Below are 17,710 nucleotides of genomic sequence, written 5' to 3' on the forward strand. Positions count from 1 at the left end.
GCAGGCGTACACAGGTACCCCTGGGGGTATAGTGGCCGCAAAGGCCTTGTCGTGAGCCCCTTGGAGGAACACCGAATGTGCCAGCGAATCGTCTGTCCGAAATGCGGAAAGCCGTCCTATCGGGGCTGCGGCAACCACGTCGAGCAGGTACTGGGCGATGTGCCCGCAGCCCAGCGCTGTTCCTGCGCCACCGAGCAGCCCGCACGGAAGCCGTGGCGACTGTTCCGCCGTCGCTGAAATCCCGGGCGACGACGGCGGTTCGTCCCACTCGGCGCGACGCGGGCGTCTCGGTGTCGCGCCGAGTCCGCCCGCGGCCGGCCCGGACCCTCAGGCCAGGGTCATGAACAGCTTTTCGAGCTCCTCGCGATCGGCGGCCCCTTGCACGGAGTCATCGGCGAGGCACTGCTCCAACCCGCTGGCGATCAACCGGAAACCCGCCCGGTCCAGCGCACGGGAAACCGCGGCGAGCTGGGTGATGACCTCCCGGCAGTCTCGTCCGTCGTCCATCATCTGGATCAGGCCACCGACCTGCCCTTGCGCCCGCCGCAGCCGCTTGCGCACGTCCGCGACGACATCTTGGTTCAGCTCCACACCGACCTCCTCAGGTACCCCCCAGGGTACCTGGAACGCGTGTGCGGTGTTCGGCGGCGCGCGGTCGGGGCCAGCTCTCCTTGCCCGCCGGGAACCGCGGTCTTGAATGATCCGGCTCGGGCTCGGGGAGACAACAGGACGAGGGCCGACGCGACAACTCCGTTCCCCTCACGCCGCGGTCCAGGTTTCCGACACCCGCCGCCATTCCCGCTCCCACGCGGCACCGCGCAGGCGACCCAGCATCGAACGACCGGCGAGAAAGAAGCCCGTAAGCAGCATCACGCACACGATCCAGAAGGCGACGCCGACGCCGACCCCCTGGCCGGCCACGTCAGCGGGCGTCGCGGGCGCCTCGACCGCGTTACCCTTCGCGTCGAGCCAGATCCGTATTTCGTTGCCGGTGGTCAAGCCGGGGTCCACGGTGACCACACCCTCCCGGACAGGCCCGCCGGGGACCGTCCAGCGAGCATGCGCCTTCACCGTCTCTTCGACGGGCACTCCATCGAACCGGACCTGCGCGGGCGGCGCGTCGGCCACCAGCATCGCAGTCGACTCGTGCCGGTTCGCGGCCTGCTCACCCGCTCGCCGCAACCCGGCGTCGTAGGCCTCGGACCCCACTGCCACGGCGAACGGGATCACCAACAGGGCGACCAGGACCACACCGATCACCAGCGCGGCCTCCAGCCGATCCGACGGCCGGGCAAGCGGGTTCCGGCCGACATGAAGCCGCCGCCACACCGCCGTGGCGATTCCCGGCTGTGCTCGCATGATTCTCTCCTCGGTCAGGGGCCGATCCAGGAACGAATGTCGACGCCTGGCTTCCAGCCTCTCTCCCTGAGGGAGCACACGGGAGTGGCTGTGGACCCCTGCGAACCGGGACCTTCGGCATGCCACCGTCCGATCCGGCCCTTAGGCCCATCGACCGCGGACCTAAGCCCCATGGCACTGCCGCGCCGGACGTAGATCCTCTATTGGAGGGAAAGGCGAAGGTGTCATATCGGCCGGGTTCGCCGTGAGTGGCGATCCGGATCGCCGAGGCCTTGGCTGGCTGACTGTGCCGAGCTTGTGTCATCCAACGCAGCGAAATACACACGGTCCTGCCGCGGGGCTGCGGAAACGGGGGCACTCGACGTCACACGCCACCTTTGCCTCAGGTAAGTGGGCTTACGGACGGAAGATCGGAAAGACCGATGGCACAGCAGGAACAACCCGGAGACCTCGACGGAGCCGAGCCAGGCGCCGAGGCCCCGGCGGGCGGCAAGGAGTTCTCGAACCGGTTCGGCTTGCCGGCCGCGACGGCGCTGGTGGTCGGTTCGATCATCGGAACGGGCGTGTTCGCCCTTCCCTCGTCCTTGGCCCCGTACGGCTTGTCGAGTCTCTTGGCCTTCGCCTTGGTCACGATCGGCGCCTTGGCTCTGGGCTCGGTGTTCGGTTGGCTCAACAAACGCGTGCCGGGCTCGGGCGGGCCGTACTTGTACGCACGGGACGCCTTCGGTGACTTCGGCGGCTTCGTCACCGCCTGGTCCTATTGGCTGACCGCCTGGGTGGGCAACGCCGGTATCGCGGTCGCCTGGGTCGGGTACGTGGAAGTGTTCGTCAACAAGGATCACAACCCGTGGTGGTCGATCGCCATCGCGCTGGTCGGTCTGTGGCTGCCCGCCGCGATCAACATCTCCGGCGTCCGGAACCTCGCGTGGTTCCAGATCGTCACCACGATCCTCAAATTCGTGCCGCTGGTGTTCATGGCGACCATCGGTTTGTTCTTCGTCAAGGCCGAAAACCTCGGTTCGTTCAATCCCAGCGGACTGTCGTGGGTGGGCGCCGTCTCCGCGGCGGCCGCGATCGCCCTGTTCAGCTACCTCGGCCTGGAGACCGCCTCGGTGGCCGCCGGACGCGTCCGCGACCCGCGGCGCAACGTGTCCCGGGCGACCGTGCTCGGCACCCTCGTCTGCGCCGTCGTCTACGTCCTGGGGACCGTCACGGTGTTCGGCACGGTCGGACAGCAGGCGCTGGTCGACTCCACTTCACCGTTCTCCGATTCGGCCACCGCCATCTTCGGGGCGAACTGGGCCGGGCAGGCCATGGCCGTGGTGGCGATCGTCTCCGGGCTCGGCTGCCTGAACGGCTGGACGTTGATCTGCGCCGAGATGCCGATGGCCGCCGCCCGTGACGGGCTGTTCCCGACCCAGTTCGCCAAGCTGAGCAAGAAGGAGATCCCGGTCTTCGGCATCGTGGCCGCCACCGTGCTGGCGTCGGTGCTCACGGCTTTCGGCTACTGGAACTTCCAGTCCGTATTCACCAACGTGGTGCTGCTGGGTGTGTTCACCGCGGTGATCCCTTACCTGTACTCCGCCGCCGCGCATCTCTACTGGCTCATCGTCCAGGGTCGCGCGCTGAACTGGCCGCATTTGATCCGCGATCTGGTCGTGACTGCCTTCGCGTTGCTCTTCAGCTTCTGGGCACTGGCAGGCAGCGGTTACCAGGCGGTGTACTACGGAGTGTTCGCCTTCTTCCTCGGTATTCCCGTCTACGTCTGGATGAAATCCCAGCGCAAGGAGTACGGCGAAACCCCCGTCACCCCTATCCGCTACCCCGCGGACAGCCCATATTTCCTCTCCCCGAAAGGGAACAACGGCGCAAGCGCCAAGAACGCTTCCCCACCGCCGTCCGAAACGCAGGAGCAGTCATGACTTTCGCCGTTCATTCGGAGGTCGGCCGGTTGCGGCAGGCCATCGTGCACCGTCCCGGACTCGAGCTCACCCGGTTGACCCCACGCAACATCGGCGATCTGCTCTTCGACGACGTCCTCTGGGCCAAGCAGGCGAAACAGGAGCACGACGCGTTCGCCGAAGCCCTGCGGGACAAGGGCGTCCGCGTGCACTACTACGGTCAGTTGCTGGCGGAAACGCTCGCGCTGCCCGAGGGCCGGACGTTCGTGCTGGATCGGGTGTGCACCCCCGAAATCCTCGGCCCGGCGCTGGTCGCGCCGCTGCGGGCCCTGTTCGACGACCTCGACGGCGAGAACCTGGCCGAGTATCTGGTGGGCGGAGTCCTCAAAGCCGACCTTTCCCCGCTGCGAGCGCGGAGTCTCCGATGGGACACCCTCGCCGCCGACGACTTCGTCCTCCCGCCGTTGCCCAATCACCTGTTCCAGCGTGACGATTCCTGCTGGGTGTACCGCGGTGTCTCGATCAACCCGATGGCGAAACCGGCCCGGCAACGCGAATCCCTGCACACCCGGGCCATCTACCGCCACCATCCGATGTTCGCCGGGGCCGGCTTCCACACCTACTACGGTGACGACGACGTCAGCCACCAGCCGGCCACGATCGAAGGCGGTGACGTGCACGTCCTCGGCGAGGGCGCCGTCCTCATCGGCATGGGAGAGCGCACCACGCCCATGGCCGTGGAGATCCTCGCCAAGGCGCTGTTCTCGTCCGGACAGGCACACACCGTGGTCGCCGTGGAGCTTCCGCACTCGCACGCCACGATGCATCTGGACACGGTGATGAGTATGGTCGACCGCGCCACCTTCGTGGTCTACCCCTACTTCGACCGCGGCGCCCGCAGCTGGACCATCACCGCGGGCGAAGAGCCCTCCACGCTGAGCGTGAACGCCAACGACAGCCTCTGGCACACCCTCGCCGAAGTCCTGAAAGTCCACGAGGTCACCCTGCTCAGCACCGACGAGGACATCCGGGCCGCCGAGCGGGAGCAATGGGACGACGGTACGAACTACCTCGCCGTCGCACCGGGGGTCGTCCTCGGCTACGAACGCAACGTCGCCACCAACACCATGCTGCGCAAACACGGCATCGAAGTCGTCACCATCGCCGGAAGCGAACTGGGACGCGGCCGTGGCGGCCCGCGCTGCATGACCTGCCCGATCGACCGCGACCCGAGCTGAACGGATCCGAAATGGCCTTCAACCTGCGTAACCGCAGCTACCTCACCGAACTCGACTTCACCAAGGAAGAACTCGTCTTCCTGCTCGACCTCGCCGCCCAGCTCAAGTCCGCGGCCTACGCCGGAATCGCGCAGAACCGGCTGGTGGGCAAGCATTTGGCGCTCATCTTCGAGAAGGCCTCCACCCGGACCCGATGCGCGTTCGAGGTCGCCGCCGCCGAGGAAGGAGCGACCACGACCTACCTCGGCCCCCAGGACGCCCACCTGGGACACAAGGAATCCGCCCGTGACACCGCTCGCGTGCTCGGCCGCATGTACGACGGGATCGAGTACCGCGGCCACGAGCAGGCCACCGTCGAAGAACTGGCCCGGCACTCCGGCGTACCCGTCTACAATGGACTCACCGCGACGAGCCACCCCACGCAATCACTGTGCGACGTGTTCACCATGCGCGAGCACAGCACGAAGCCCTTGCCGGAGATCGCTTTCTGCTACCTCGGCGATACCCGGAACAACGTCGCCCGTTCCCTGCTCGCGATGGGTGCCAAACTCGGCATGGACGTCCGGCTGGCCGGACCCCGCGCGCTCTGGCCCGATGAGGAGCACTTGGCGGCCTGTCTGGCCGAAGGCGCGGCCAGCGGGGCCCGGATCACCGTCACCGACGACGTCGAGGAGGCCGTGACGGGCGCGGACTTCGTCTACACAGATGTCTGGGTGTCCATGGGCGAACCCGCCGGCACCTGGCACGCCCGGGTCGAGCTGCTGGCGCCGTATCAGGTCACGGCCAAGACGCTCAGCGCCACCGGCAATCCCGGCGTCCGGTTCCTGCACTGCCTGCCCGCACTGCACGACCGCGAGACCGAGGTGGGAGCCGAAGCGTTCAAGGAATTCGGGCTGGACGGTGTCGAGGTCACCGACGAAGTCTTCGAATCCCCGGCGTCGCTGGTGTTCGAACAGGCGGAGAACCGGATGCACACCATCAAGGCGATCCTGGTCGCCACGCTGGGGAGCTGACCATGCGGATTCTCGTCGCGCTGGGCGGCAATGCCCTGCTGCGCCGCGGTGAACGGCCGGACGCCGACCTCCAGCAGGTCAACGTGCTCGCCGCCGCCGAGGCCCTCGCGGAACTCGCCACCGAGCACGAAGTCGTGCTCACCCACGGCAACGGCCCCCAGGTGGGGATGCTGGCCCTGGAAAGCGCGGCGGACCCCGCCCTGACCCGGCCGTACCCACTCGACGTCCTCGGCGCGCAGACCCAGGGCATGATCGGCTACCTGCTCGGCCAGGCGCTGCGGAACGTCGTGCCCGGTAAGCAGGTCGCCACGCTGATGACGCAGACGCTCGTCTCCGTCGCCGATCCCGCGTTCGGCGATCCCACCAAGTTCGTCGGCCCGGTCTACGCCGAGGAGCAGGCCGCCTCGCTGGCCGCCGAACGTGACTGGACTGTCCGCCAGGACGGCCCGTCCTGGCGCAGGGTCGTTCCTTCGCCAAGACCGCAACGCGTGGTGGAGACCCCGGTGATCCGCGCGCTCGCCGAGGCCGGAACGATCGTGGTCTGCGCCGGCGGGGGCGGTGTTCCCGTGGTACGGGACGAACACACCGGACGGTTGCGGGGTGTCGAAGCCGTCATCGACAAGGACCAGACCGCCGCCCTGCTCGCCGAATCCCTGGACGCCGACGCGCTACTGCTGCTGACCGACGTACCCGCGGTCATCGACGACTACGGCACCCCGCACGCCACTCCGATCCACCACACCACTCCGGCACGGCTGCGGTCCCGCGATTTCCCGGCCGGTTCGATGGGCCCGAAGGTCGACGCCGCCTGCCGTTTCGTCGAACTCACCGGCAACACAGCCGCCATCGGCGCCCTCGACTCACCCGCCGCGATGCTGCGGGGCACCGAAGGCACCGTCATCACACCCGGCGGCAAGGCGTGAGCGGTGGGCCACTCAAGCCTCGACTGACACCTTGCCATCGAGGGGTAGGTCGAAGGTGGCGTGACCGAGCCTCTGCGGTGAAGGCCTTCGCTGGGTCAAGGCAGGGAGGCGGCAGTCAGCTGCACCCTGAGTGTCCACAAGGGACACTTTCGCTGACTCAATGTCTGATTGATGCCCGGATGAGCGATTTCACGAGGGGGTCGTGAGTGGCGTTTCGGGTTAGAACCCGAAACGCCACTCACGACCAACCCGACCCACGACCAGGGGAGCCTTCACCTCACCCGTCAACCTCGCCCAAGATCAACTTAAGCTACGCGACATTGGGGTTCTAACCCTCTTTGCCACTCACGACCCCTCGCCAAACCGCACAAATCGCTCAACTCGGGCACCGACACCTCGGAAAATGCCCCTTATGGACAGTCAGGAGGTATCTCTTCGGCGAGTCCCGCCCCTGCCGCCGACTCCGGCACGCCACGTTTGACTTACCCCCCATAACCCGAATCGCCACTCACGACCCGGCAGGAACCGTGCAGACAGGCATCATCCGGCCGCTCGCCCGCCCGAGTACGTCCCTTGTGGACACTCAGGACACGGCCGGCTTCCGTCGGACAGTTCACAACCACACCGCGGAGACCACCTCTCGGCCATGAAGCCGGTGACGAGGGCTGAGCCGGTGAGCAGCCGGAACGCATGCGCGGCGGCGCACGGAAGCATCCGGGCACGCAGGCCGTTGGTCCCGCCAACGGGGTTCCTCTGCCCCTTCTGCACGGCGGAGCCGACGAGCAAGGTTTCACCATGGACAACGACTTCGAGGAAGAGGATCGACCTACTGTCAACGGAGCAAGGCTGTGGGCGGGCGGGGCCGCGACGGCGGTGACCGCCGGCCTGACCGCGATCGTCGGGATCCTGATCGCGCGCGGCCTGGTCAAAGTCGCCGTGCTGGCACCCAGCCGCGAAGGTGCGTGGGGTGGGGCAAGCACCCTCACCTACTCCCTCGCGTCGGCGGCCATCGCACTCGCGGCGACCGCTCTGCTGCATCTTCTTCTGCTCACGGCACCGAAGCCCCGGAGGTTCTTCGGCTGGATCATGGTGCTTTTCACCGCGATCTCCGTCGTGATCCCGCTCAGCCTGGGTGCCGCACTGGACGCGCGGCTCGCGACGGCGATCATCAACCTGGCCATCGGGCTCGCCATCACGATCACGCTGTCCGGCGTCGCCGGTTCGGCCATCCGCCCCCGGCGGACGACCGGATCGTTCGAACACGAATCACCCTGACCCACGGTCAGCGGCGATCCACCTTTCATCCCGGGACGGGCCGCCGCACAGGAGAAGGAGAAACACCATGACACCGAGCGAACAGGAACAGCGATGAGCGGCCGTCCCGAGGTCGCGGACGTCGGCGTCCTGGCAGCCGAACTGCTCCAGCAAGCCCGCGAACACCACTCACGGCGTGCCGCCAGGACCCTGGTGGCAGGCAACTCCCAACGGGTCACCCTCATCGCGCTGGCCGAGAGCGCCGAACTGGCGGAGCACGACTCGCCCCCGGCCGCCACACTGCACGTCATCACCGGAAGCGTTCGCCTGAGCACCCACGACCACGACTGGCTCCTCGGCCGCGGTCAGCTGACCGCCCTCCCACCCGAGCGGCACAGCCTGGCGGCGTTCCTCGACAGCGCCGTCCTGCTCACCGTCGCGCTCCACTGAGCGTCCGGTCAAGCGGTGGTGGTCACCGGCGTGTGCAGACGTCGTCCGGTCACCTTCTCCACCTCGATCCGGACGAAATGGTCGCGGCGACCGTCGACCCAAGGCGCCAGCCATGTTCCGGACACGTCCACAAGCTCGGTGACTTCCGTGATCAGGTTCGCGTGGCCGACGACGGTCACACTCCATCCGGTCCGCAGCTCGGGATCGAGTTCGTCGGCCTGGAAGGCCACCACGGTGTTGCCGGTCGCGGCGGCCAGTTTCGCCCCGCCGGCCACCCGGATCACGACGTGGTCCCGCTTCAACCGGAAGTTGACCGGCTGCACCGCCGGCACGGCGTCTTCGACGAAGACCAGACGCCCCACCCGCACTGTCCGCAGAAGGGCAAGGCACTGCTCGCGGTCCAGGACCTCGAGCTGTTGTCGATCCGCCACGATGACTCCCTGAAGACGTTGAAGAACAAGCACTTTCGAGCATGACCACCGGTTCGCCCACCGGTCAGGGCCGGACGTCCCGGTCTGCGAGGTCCATCGGCCATGACCGTGCTGTCAGTCGCAGCTCCGAAGCGGGCAGGCGTGATTGAATGGAAAACGCACTCTCTGCGGTGGAGAACAGCCGACCCGCTTCAGTTCCCCGACACCGGCCGGCTGAAACTCGACCAGGCGATCGACGTTCTGCTGGAGCACGCCCGCACCGTCCGTGACACCCAGGAGCGCCTACGGTCCTTGTTGCGGGCCAGTCATGTCGTGGCCTCCCACGTCGACCTGTCGCGGGTGCTGGGTCATGTCGTCGACGCGGCGAAGGATCTGGTCAACGCCCGCTACGCGGCGCTGGGCGTACTCGGACCGGACGGAACGGTGGACGAGTTCGTTTACAGCGGCCTCGACGATCAGCGCGCCGCCCGGATCGGGCAACCGCCCCACGGCCAGGGGATCCTCGGCCTGCTCATCACCGAACCCCGCCCGATCCGCCTCACCGACCTGTCCACTCATCCCGCATCGGCGGGCTTCCCACCCGGCCACCCGCCGATGCGGTCCTTTCTCGGAGTACCTCTGCTCGTCCGCGGCCAGGCGTTCGGAAACCTCTACCTGGCCGACAAGCAGGACGAGGACGAATTCAGCGCCGACGACGAGCAGCTTCTGCTCTCGCTCGCCGGGTTCGCCGCCGTGGCCATCGACAACGCGCATCTCTACGAGGAAGCCCAGCGCCGTGCCGCGTGGCAACGCTCGAGCGCCGAGATCACCGCCGCCCTGCTCGCGGGTACCGAAACCGGAGACGTGTTGCGCCTGATCGCCGCCAAAGCCCACGAGGTCGCCCGCGCCGATCTCGCCGCCGTCATGCTCCCGGCGGACGAAACCAACGTGCTCACGGTGCAGGCGGCCGCCGGCGAGGACGATGTGGAGGGTTTGGTCGGCCGGCGGTTGGACACCGAGAACTCCTTGTGCGAGCTGGCAATGACCGGCTCACAACCGCTCCTCAGTGAGAACTTGGGCAAAGACGAGCGCGGTCCCTTGTCCGACGAGACATGGGCGGGCAAGGCCGGGCCCGGCATGGTCGCCCCGCTGATGGCCCCTGACCGGCCACCGACCGGCGTGCTGGTCGTGGCCAATGCTCCTGGCCGTCGCGGCTTCCACGAACGCGACCTCGAGATGCTCGCGGCCTTCGCGTCCCAGGCCGCGTTGGCCCAGCAACTCGCACAGCACCGTGCGTACTCCGAGGAGCTGCAACTTCTCGAGGAGCGCGATCGCATCGCCCGCGACCTTCACGATCACGTCATCCAAGAGGTCTTCGCCACCGGCCTGTCCCTGAGCAACCTCGCCTCGGCCATCGACTCCGGCCAGAGAGATCGTCTGCTGACGGTCGTGCGCAAACTCGATCGGGTCGTCAGCGAGATCCGCGGCACCATCTTCGATCTGCACGCCCCGATGGGAGCGGGCGGGGAAGCCGAGCACAGCTTGCGCCGGGCGCTCTCCGAGATCGTCCGCACCACCACCGACTCGCTCGGCTTCACCCCCGTTCTGCGGCTTGACGGCCCGCTCGACACTCTCGTGCCGACCCGGCTCGCGGTAGATCTTTCCGCGGTCGTCCGCGAAGCCCTCTCGAACATCGCCCGCCACGCCCATGCGACCACCGCCACCGTGCAGGTCTCCGCGACGCCCACCACGCTCACAGCCCGCGTCGAGGACGACGGACACGGCCTCGGCGAGACCACCCGCCGTAGCGGCCTGGCCAACCTCCGCGCCCGCGCGGAGAAACACGGCGGCACCCTCAGGATCGACAGTGCTCCCGGCCAGGGCACGATCCTGAACTGGACGGTGCCGCTGCCCCACGGTGACCAGACGGGGCCGGGCTCGAACAATTAGCTTCCCGGCCAACGACGGGTTGAGCCCGAGCCGTACCGGGTACCTCACCGATCATGTGGATGGCGCTGCTGACCCCGCTGCTGGTCATGGCGTTCGCCTTGACCATGGAGCGCGTCGAAGCGATCGTCCCGAGCCGGGCCGCGCGCTCGATGGACCAGCCTGGCCGGCCCGGTCACCTCGCTACAACGCAGCTACACAGGCGACGTAGCGAAGGCCTTCACGGGCCGGTGATCACCGGCCACCACCGGCTTCGCCACCCCGGAAGCCGGTACCGAGCAGTTCGTCGATCGAGCGCCGCGGGGAATGCGGGACGGCACTCGAGGGATAGCCGAATCGCATGAGCACCTGGAGGGAACCGGGGAGCTCCAAGTCCTCGGTCAGGGCGGCACGCACCTCGGGCAGGTGCAGTGGCTGTGTCAGGACCGAGCCGACGAGTCCTTCGTGGACCGCGTCGAGCCAGGTCAGCTGCAACGCCCGCCCAGCACGAAGATGATCGTGCCGGGTGTCACCTGGTGTGACGAACGCCAGCAAAGTCTCCTCGGCCAGCCTGCGCTTGAGAACCTCACGATCGGGCAGCGCCGTCGACTCAAGGACCAGCCCCGCCCACGGCAGCGAACCGGCCGATCGCACGCTCGCGGCCAGGCCGGCGCCGTTGCGCTGGTCCTGGTCGCGGACGGTCCACAAGGCCAGCTCCCGCTGGTAGCCGAGGTCGTGCCGGTAGGCCTCGGCGGCGAACTCGAGCCGGTCCGCGACCATGGTCAGCTCGATCTCGTCGAGGATCGGCCTGGTCTGGACACCTTCGGCCGCCGCACTGTCCCGCAGATCCACGATCTGGTGCCTGGTCAGCGACCGCCCCGAAAAACGACGGCGATGACTGTGCCGCCGCTTGATCGCGGAATAGCGGTTCACCTCCGCGACCGAAGGGGGCAGCAGCCCGTTCGGTTCGACGGCGGCCACCACTTCGGGCCGGTCCGGATCGGGGAACTCGGCGGTGTACGTCCGGTGGCCGAGCACCCGGATGGCCAGTTCCAGATTGGCCAGCGCGGCACCACACGACATGAGGCGGTCACGACCGTGCGGGTCGTGCTCGGGGAGCTCCAGATCCCGGCGCTCGACCAGGACGAGCAGGCCTTCCTCGAAGTTCAGCCGCCACGGCTGGATGTTGTGCACCGACGGCGCGCGCAGCACCGCGCCCGCCAATACCTCCAGCTCCGCGGGCGACCAGCGCTCCGCCGGCTTTCGTCCGACCATTTCAGTCCTCTCGTACCCACGTCACTTACCTCTACGATGCGCCGCCGCGGCTGACCGGCAGCAGATTCGGAGGACTCGGGTCACCAGGACCAAGGACCCGCGACGGTGTGACGGCTGCGCCGGGCGGAACGGACGAGTACGGTCGAATTCGCGGCCGGTACCACGCAGTGGGAGGAAGCGGCATGACGACCAAGGTGTTTCTGGTCGACGACCACGAGATCGTCCGGCGAGGGCTCGCCGATCTCCTCGGCAACGAACCGGATATCACGGTGGCCGGTGAAGCGGCCTCGGTTTCCGAAGCCCTCACTCGAATCCCGAAGAGCGACGCGGACATCGCGGTACTAGACGTCCGGCTCCCCGACGGTAACGGCATCGAACTGTGCCGGGAGCTGCTGTCCACTCAGCCGGACCTGCGCTGCCTGATGCTCACGTCCTACGCCGACGACGAAGCACTGTTCACCGCGATCATGGCCGGAGCATCCGGCTTCGTCCTCAAGCAGGTACTCGGCAACGACCTCATCTCCGCCATCCGCACCATCGCCTCCGGCGGCTCACTGCTCGACAGCCGCACCACCGCCGCCCTGATGAACCGCATCCGCCGCGAACGCGACCGCGACGACCCGACCACCGGCATGTCCGAACAGGAACGCGCGGTCTTCGAGCTGATCGGCGAAGGCCTGACCAACCGCGAGATCGGTGAACGCATGTTCCTCGCCGAAAAAACCGTGAAGAACTACGTCTCGCGCATCCTCGCCAAACTCGGCCTCCAACGCCGCACACAAGCCGCGGTCCTGGCCACCGAACTCAAAAAGAACTCCGGCCCGTCGCTGTTCGGCGATCAGTAGGTCTCGTCAGGACAACGGCACGTGCCACAGCACCCGGCTACCGCCACCGGTGACCGGAGTGATCTCCAACGTCCCGCCGCATCGCAGGGCACGCTGGGACAGGTTGTCCAGCCCGCTGCGCCGCCCCGGCCCGGGAATTCCGACACCGTTGTCCGTCACTTCGATGACGAGTTCGTGTCCGGCCTCCATACTGACCGTGATCCGGTCGGCGCCGGAATGCCGGACCGCGTTGCTCAGCGTTTCCCGTAACACCGCCACGGCATGCTCGTGCAACTCCGGACCCACCAGCGTGTCGACCGCGCCGGTGATCCGCACCGACGGCGTCACGGTGACCTCAGTCGTCACGTCCTCGACCACGTCCAACAACTTCCGTCGCAGGCTCATCTCGGCTTCCGCACCCGAGGAATGCAGATCGAAGATCGACGTCCTGATCTCGCGAACGGTCCGGTCCAGCTGCTCGACGGTGTGCGCGACGCGGTTGCGCGCGAAGTCCTCCGCCACACGCGGCACGACACTCTGCAGGCTCATCCCCGTGGCGAACAGCCGCTGGATCACGTGATCATGCAGATCCTGGGCGATCCGGTCCCGATCGGCCAGCACGTCCAGCAACCTCTGGTTCCGCTGCTTCTCCGCGAACTCGAGGGCGACCGCCGCCTGGTCGGCGAAAGACATCAGCATCGGCACCTGCTCCGCCTTGAACTGCCGTGCCCCCTTCTCCCGCCCTGCGATCAGTATCCCGCCGACGACCTCTGCTCTGATCAACGGCACGGCCACCGCGGGCCCGGACAGCGCGGGCTCCTCGTCCGTCGGGAAGGCCGCTCCCAGATCGGCGATGAATCTCGCCTTGCGTTCGGTGACGACCTCGTCGAGCACCGCTCGGCCACCGGAGAGCGAATTCCCCAGCAGTGGATCGATCCGCTCCCCCGAGTTCGCGGTCACGGACAGTGATCCCGCGTCTGTCACCCCGGTATCCGTCAGCAGAATCATCACGCCTTCGGCCTCGGCGAGTTCGCGGACGCGGTCTGTGATCAGGTTCAAGAGCTCGGTCACCGAAGCCCCGCCGAGCAGTTCCCCGTTCACCTCGGCGACCGCGGCCAGCCACCGTTCCCTCGTCCGGGACTGTTCGAACAGCCGCGCGTTGTCCACAGCCACTCCGGCGGCGGCCGCCAAAGCCTGCAAGACGACCTCGTCATCGGCGGTGAACTCGGCGCCACCCCGCTTTTCGGTGAGATACAGGTTGCCGAACACCTTGTCCCGCACGCGGACGGGGACGCCGAGGAAGCTGCTCATCGGCGGGTGGTTCGGGGGAAAGCCGACCGATGCCGGATGCGCGGACAGATCCGGGACCCGAACCGGACGTGGCTCGTCGATCAGCAGGCCCAGCAGGCCACGCCCTTCCGGAAGGTGTCCCATGTTCGCCCTGGTCTCGGCGTCGATTCCGACATGAACGAACTCGGACAGACCTTCTTCGTCATCGAGCACGCCGAGAGCTCCGTACCGCGCGTCCACCAGTTCGACCGCGGCCTGAACGATCCGTTGCAAGGTCGAATCGAGTTCGAGCCCGGCCGCCACCGCCGGCACGGCGTCGAGCAGCCCCTGAAGCCGATCGCGGCCTTTCACGATCTCCCCGAGCCGCTCCTGCACCTCGCGGAGGAGCTCGTCGAGCCGTAGCCCGGTCAGCACGGCTGAAGCGGGCGCCGGTCGTCCCTTGGCGGGTTTCGGTTCGGCGGGCATCCTCGACTCCCTCCCGGCGGAGGTGACGGCATGACGTGGACCGGTTACCCGGAGGGACCGGCTCTACACCACACGGACGCCCGGAACCTTCGCCGCCGGGCTCAAGCGGTCAAGGACCGCCGCAGCCGCAGAGTCGCCGCGCCGAGGAAGAGGGCCGCGAAGGCACCGAGCACCGCCAAGGGCCGCAAGATGTCGACGAGTCCGCCGCCCCGCGACAGGATCGTGGTCCAGGCGTCGACCGCCCAAGCGTGCGGCGTGACGTGTCCTGCCGCACGTACGGCGGGCGGAACGATTTCCAACGGCCAGGTGCAGCCGCCGAGCATGCCCGCCCCGATGCCGACCGCGGGACCGATGGCCGACGCCTGCTCAGGGGTGCGGAACAGCGCGCCGCTCAGCATCCCCGCACCGGCACCGACGAGACCCCACATGAAGGTCAAGGTCACGGCCGCGAGCGGGTCACCCCAGTTCACTCCGAAGAGCAGGCCACCCACCCCGATGATCAGACCGGATTGCAGCAAGGTCAGCGCGAGGTAGCAGAGCGTTTCGCCGAGTATGACCTCACGCGGACGGACCGGTCCGGCGAGGATCCGGGCGTGGATACCCAGCCGTCTGGTCTGGATCAAGGCCGCTCCACCGGCGAGCGCGTTGATGAAGACGAAGAACACGAGCATGGTCGGCGCGCTGTAGCTGAATCCCGGAGGCAGGACGTCACCCGTGCTTCCCACCGTTTCGGCCCGCACGGCGACCTGAGGCACCGTGCGGTCGAGCGAGCGCGCCAGCGGCACCAGCTCGTCGAAGGAAGCAGAGGTCCGGGTCGCGGCGAAGGCTGCGGCCTGGACGGTCGCCGCGTGGTCCGCGACCACCGACGCGACCGCTGACCAGGCCCCCTGCCCGGCGCCCGAAGCGGCGGTGGTGAGCAACGGGAGTTCGACCGGCGCCCCGGCCGTCAGGGTCCGGTCCATCCCGGCGGGGATGAGCAGTACCGCGTCGACTTCGTTGCGCCGCAAGGCGTCCTTCGCCGCCGACTCATCGGTGAACGGACTGGTGACCAGCGTTCCCGCGGCGGCGAGACTCTGGGTCAGCTCGCCGGCGAAACGCCCTTCCGCCGCCACGACAGCGACCCTGAACCCGTTCTGACCGCGCATCACCGCGCCGATCACCAGGATCACGACGACCGGCAGCAGCACGATGAAGAACAACGCGATCCGGTCTCGCGCCAGTCTCCGGAGTGACACCAACGCGATGGTCACCACGTTCACCTGAATCTCCTCCGGTAGATCGGCACCGTGATGGCCGAGATCACCACGCAGAACAACAAGATCGCCAAGGCCGGCTGCACGACGCTGATCCAGCCCGCTCCCCCGGCGAGATCCGTGAAGGCCCGCAACGCCCACCCGTTCGGCGTCAGCAAGGCGAGCTTCCGCATGATCTCCGGCGCACCGCCGAGAAGGATGAAGTTGCCGCCGAGCAGGACCAGCCCGAAGATCACGAGTGAGGCGATGCCATCGGCCTGCCGGTCGTTGCCTGCCACGGCGATCACGAAGGCGGTCAGGCAGACCAGCGTCAGTGCCAGCGCGACGATCACCATGCCCACGGCGAGTGGCGGGCCCCACCCCTGACCGAGGACCAGGGCGGTGATCAGCGCGACCGACGACAGGCTCGCGACGCCGTAGGCGAAGGTGGCCAGCGCCTTCCCGAGGAGCAACGCACCGGCGCCCACCGGGGCGACGGCGATCCGGTCGAGGGTGCCGTTCTCACGCTCCTCGAAGTATCCGCGCGCACCGAAACCGATCGCGAAGAACATGAAGAAGATCCCCATCGCGGGACCGTAGTACCCGGCCGCGGTGAGCTGCTCGGTTCCGGCCGCCTTGGGCACGACCTGTTCGGGGAGCCGCAACCCGGCGGTCGCCGATGGATCCACGGGTCCGGCTCCGGCGGCCAGCGCCGTCGCCATCGAGAGGCGGTCCGCGTTCAGCTGAGCCACGAACGACTCGCCGATGGATCGGGCGACCGTTCCGGCGAGCGGCGAATCGACTCCGGAAAGCACGGTCATCGGCTCAGCTGTCCCATCATGTGCGGCGGCGGTGAAGCCCTCAGGCACCAAGAAGACCGCACCGAGCTCGCCCTCGTCGACCAAGGCGCGGGCTTCGGCTTCACTCGTCACGGGGACCACGTCGAGTACGGAGTCCAGCTGTGGCCCGGCGAGAAACGCCGTGAACGCCGTCGCCAACGCCCCGCCGTCCTCGTCGACAACGGCCACCTTGGTGTGGAAGTGCTCCCCTCCCTGGAAGGCGAAGCTCATCAGCAAGGCCACGGCCACCGGCGCGACGAACCCGAGTACCCACGCCGATCGGTCCCGCAGCCGCTGGCGCAGGTCCTTGGCCGCCACGACGAACGCCGCATGCATCTTGGCTCCTCAGTCTCGGAGTGCGGTGCCGGTGAGGTGAAGGAAGACCGCCTCGAGGTCGGGCTCGGTCACTTCGACCGAACGCACTCCGACTTCGGACCTCTCGGCCGCGTCGAGAACCGCGGGCAGCGCGCGACGGCCCTCGCGCACGATCAGGTGGACTTCGTCGCCCGCGGAATCGACTTTCTCGATGCCCGCGACAGAGCCGATCCGGTCCACCAGCCGGGCCGGATCCCCGTCGGTGGAAAGCGTGATGCGGTCATGCTCGCCGAGCCGGTCGATCAGCTCGCGGCGGGTGCCTTCGGCGATCAGGCGGCCGCGGTCGATGATGCCGACCCGGTCGCACAGGCGTTCGGCCTCTTCCATGTAGTGCGTGGTGTACAGGACGGCCATCCCGCTCGTGCCGAGCGACCGCACGTTCTCCATGATCGCGTGCCTGCTCTGCGGATCGACCCCGACCGTCGGCTCGTCGAGGATCAGCAGCGTCGGCCGGTGCATCAAGCCGGCTCCGATGTTGAGCCGGCGGCGCATCCCGCCAGAGAAGGACTCGACCCGGTCCCCGGCGCGGTCGGTGAGGCCGATCAACTCCAGCACTTCGTCGACCCGCCGGTCCAGCGTTTTCCCGCGTAGCCGGTACAACCGGGCGAAGAACCGCAGGTTTTCCCGTGCAGTGAGATCCGGGTACAGCGCGATGTCCTGCGGAACGTAGCCGATCCGGGCACGGGCCGCCGCGGCCGCGCCGTCGGCGGCTCCCGCGATCGCGATGCTGCCGGCGTCCGCGCGCAGCAGGCCGCACACCAGCCGGATGATGGTCGTCTTCCCGGCGCCGTTCGGGCCCAGCAGGCCATAGGTCTCGCCGGCGCCGATGGAGAACGCGACATCGTCGACGGCGACCCGTTCGCCGAAGCGCTTGGTCAGCCCGGCCACCGCCAGCACTTCGGCCTGCCCGGCGCGCGGTGACTCGGTCATGCGAAG

The 17,710-nt window shown here is 68.0% G+C and carries 17 protein-coding genes; 9 read left to right on the forward strand and 8 right to left on the reverse strand.

All coding sequences use genetic code 11. The annotated features are described in order from the left end of the window. Window positions 1–75 precede the first annotated feature (75 nt). A complete protein-coding gene (locus tag AC069I_RS35670) occupies window positions 76–237 on the forward strand; it encodes a hypothetical protein (protein WP_478224523.1) in 162 nt (53 codons plus the stop codon). A 90-nt stretch (window positions 238–327) separates the two neighbouring features. Here the strand turns inward: AC069I_RS35670 and AC069I_RS35675 are convergent, their stop codons facing one another. Both AC069I_RS35675 and AC069I_RS35680 read right to left on the reverse strand, forming a co-directional pair. Next, window positions 328–591 carry a metal-sensitive transcriptional regulator gene (locus tag AC069I_RS35675; protein WP_340681391.1) on the reverse strand — a complete coding sequence of 88 codons (264 nt, stop codon included), beginning with the start codon at window positions 589–591 and terminating at the stop codon, window positions 328–330. A gap of 168 nt (window positions 592–759) precedes the next feature. Further along, complete coding sequence (locus AC069I_RS35680; RefSeq protein WP_478233321.1) at window positions 760–1,359, reverse strand: Rv1733c family protein; 600 nt, start codon at window positions 1,357–1,359, stop codon at window positions 760–762. Window positions 1,360–1,781: 422 nt separating this feature from the next. Between AC069I_RS35680 and AC069I_RS35685 the strand changes: the two genes are divergently transcribed. The 6 genes from AC069I_RS35685 (at window position 1,782) to AC069I_RS35710 (ending at window position 8,138) form a co-directional block, all read left to right on the forward strand. Then, on the forward strand, window positions 1,782–3,281 hold the full coding sequence (locus AC069I_RS35685) for an APC family permease (protein ID WP_478267359.1): 1,500 nt from the start codon (window positions 1,782–1,784) through the stop codon (window positions 3,279–3,281). Then, window positions 3,278–4,498 (forward strand): arginine deiminase, encoded by a 1,221-nt coding sequence (locus AC069I_RS35690; protein ID WP_478267360.1) that lies wholly within the window; start codon window positions 3,278–3,280, stop codon window positions 4,496–4,498. The genes AC069I_RS35685 and AC069I_RS35690 overlap by 4 nt, the downstream gene beginning before the upstream one ends. Window positions 4,499–4,509: 11 nt before the next feature. After that, window positions 4,510–5,511 carry an ornithine carbamoyltransferase gene (gene argF / locus AC069I_RS35695; protein ID WP_478267361.1) on the forward strand — a complete coding sequence of 334 codons (1,002 nt, stop codon included), beginning with the start codon at window positions 4,510–4,512 and terminating at the stop codon, window positions 5,509–5,511. Window positions 5,512–5,513: 2 nt separating this feature from the next. After that, window positions 5,514–6,434 (forward strand): carbamate kinase, encoded by a 921-nt coding sequence (locus tag AC069I_RS35700; protein ID WP_478267362.1) that lies wholly within the window; start codon window positions 5,514–5,516, stop codon window positions 6,432–6,434. Between the two features lie 795 nt (window positions 6,435–7,229). Then, window positions 7,230–7,709 carry a DUF6069 family protein gene (locus AC069I_RS35705; protein ID WP_478224529.1) on the forward strand — a complete coding sequence of 160 codons (480 nt, stop codon included), beginning with the start codon at window positions 7,230–7,232 and terminating at the stop codon, window positions 7,707–7,709. Between the two features lie 93 nt (window positions 7,710–7,802). Next, a complete protein-coding gene (locus AC069I_RS35710) occupies window positions 7,803–8,138 on the forward strand; it encodes a cupin domain-containing protein (RefSeq protein ID WP_478224530.1) in 336 nt (111 codons plus the stop codon). An 8-nt stretch (window positions 8,139–8,146) separates the two neighbouring features. Here AC069I_RS35710 and AC069I_RS35715 read toward each other — a convergent pair whose 3' ends face one another. Continuing rightward, the gene (locus AC069I_RS35715; protein ID WP_478267363.1) at window positions 8,147–8,569 is read right to left on the reverse strand and encodes a pyridoxamine 5'-phosphate oxidase family protein; all 423 of its coding nucleotides are present in this window, start codon (window positions 8,567–8,569) and stop codon (window positions 8,147–8,149) included. 141 nt (window positions 8,570–8,710) lie between these two features. On the opposite strand from AC069I_RS35715, the gene AC069I_RS35720 reads away from it, so the two are divergent. Beyond that, complete coding sequence (locus AC069I_RS35720) at window positions 8,711–10,498, forward strand: GAF domain-containing sensor histidine kinase (protein ID WP_478224532.1); 1,788 nt, start codon at window positions 8,711–8,713, stop codon at window positions 10,496–10,498. Window positions 10,499–10,729: 231 nt separating this feature from the next. On the opposite strand, the gene AC069I_RS35725 is transcribed toward AC069I_RS35720, so the two are convergent. Continuing rightward, complete coding sequence (locus AC069I_RS35725; protein ID WP_478267364.1) at window positions 10,730–11,749, reverse strand: Acg family FMN-binding oxidoreductase; 1,020 nt, start codon at window positions 11,747–11,749, stop codon at window positions 10,730–10,732. Between the two features lie 182 nt (window positions 11,750–11,931). On the opposite strand from AC069I_RS35725, the gene AC069I_RS35730 reads away from it, so the two are divergent. Continuing rightward, the gene (locus AC069I_RS35730; protein ID WP_478233314.1) at window positions 11,932–12,594 is read left to right on the forward strand and encodes a response regulator transcription factor; all 663 of its coding nucleotides are present in this window, start codon (window positions 11,932–11,934) and stop codon (window positions 12,592–12,594) included. Between the two features lie 6 nt (window positions 12,595–12,600). Here the strand turns inward: AC069I_RS35730 and AC069I_RS35735 are convergent, their stop codons facing one another. From AC069I_RS35735 to AC069I_RS35750, 4 genes are all read right to left on the reverse strand, one after another. After that, a complete protein-coding gene (locus AC069I_RS35735) occupies window positions 12,601–14,328 on the reverse strand; it encodes a sensor histidine kinase (RefSeq protein WP_478233313.1) in 1,728 nt (575 codons plus the stop codon). Between the two features lie 101 nt (window positions 14,329–14,429). Beyond that, window positions 14,430–15,587 carry an ABC transporter permease gene (locus AC069I_RS35740; RefSeq protein ID WP_478224536.1) on the reverse strand — a complete coding sequence of 386 codons (1,158 nt, stop codon included), beginning with the start codon at window positions 15,585–15,587 and terminating at the stop codon, window positions 14,430–14,432. Beyond that, on the reverse strand, window positions 15,584–16,735 hold the full coding sequence (locus tag AC069I_RS35745) for an ABC transporter permease (protein ID WP_478224537.1): 1,152 nt from the start codon (window positions 16,733–16,735) through the stop codon (window positions 15,584–15,586). Before AC069I_RS35745 ends, AC069I_RS35740 begins: the two co-directional genes overlap by 4 nt. 9 nt (window positions 16,736–16,744) lie before the next feature. Next, a complete protein-coding gene (locus tag AC069I_RS35750) occupies window positions 16,745–17,704 on the reverse strand; it encodes an ABC transporter ATP-binding protein (RefSeq protein WP_478224538.1) in 960 nt (319 codons plus the stop codon). Between the last annotated feature and the right edge of the window lie 6 nt (window positions 17,705–17,710).

The sequence above is a fragment of the Amycolatopsis sp. NPDC043885 genome (assembly GCF_056435685.1).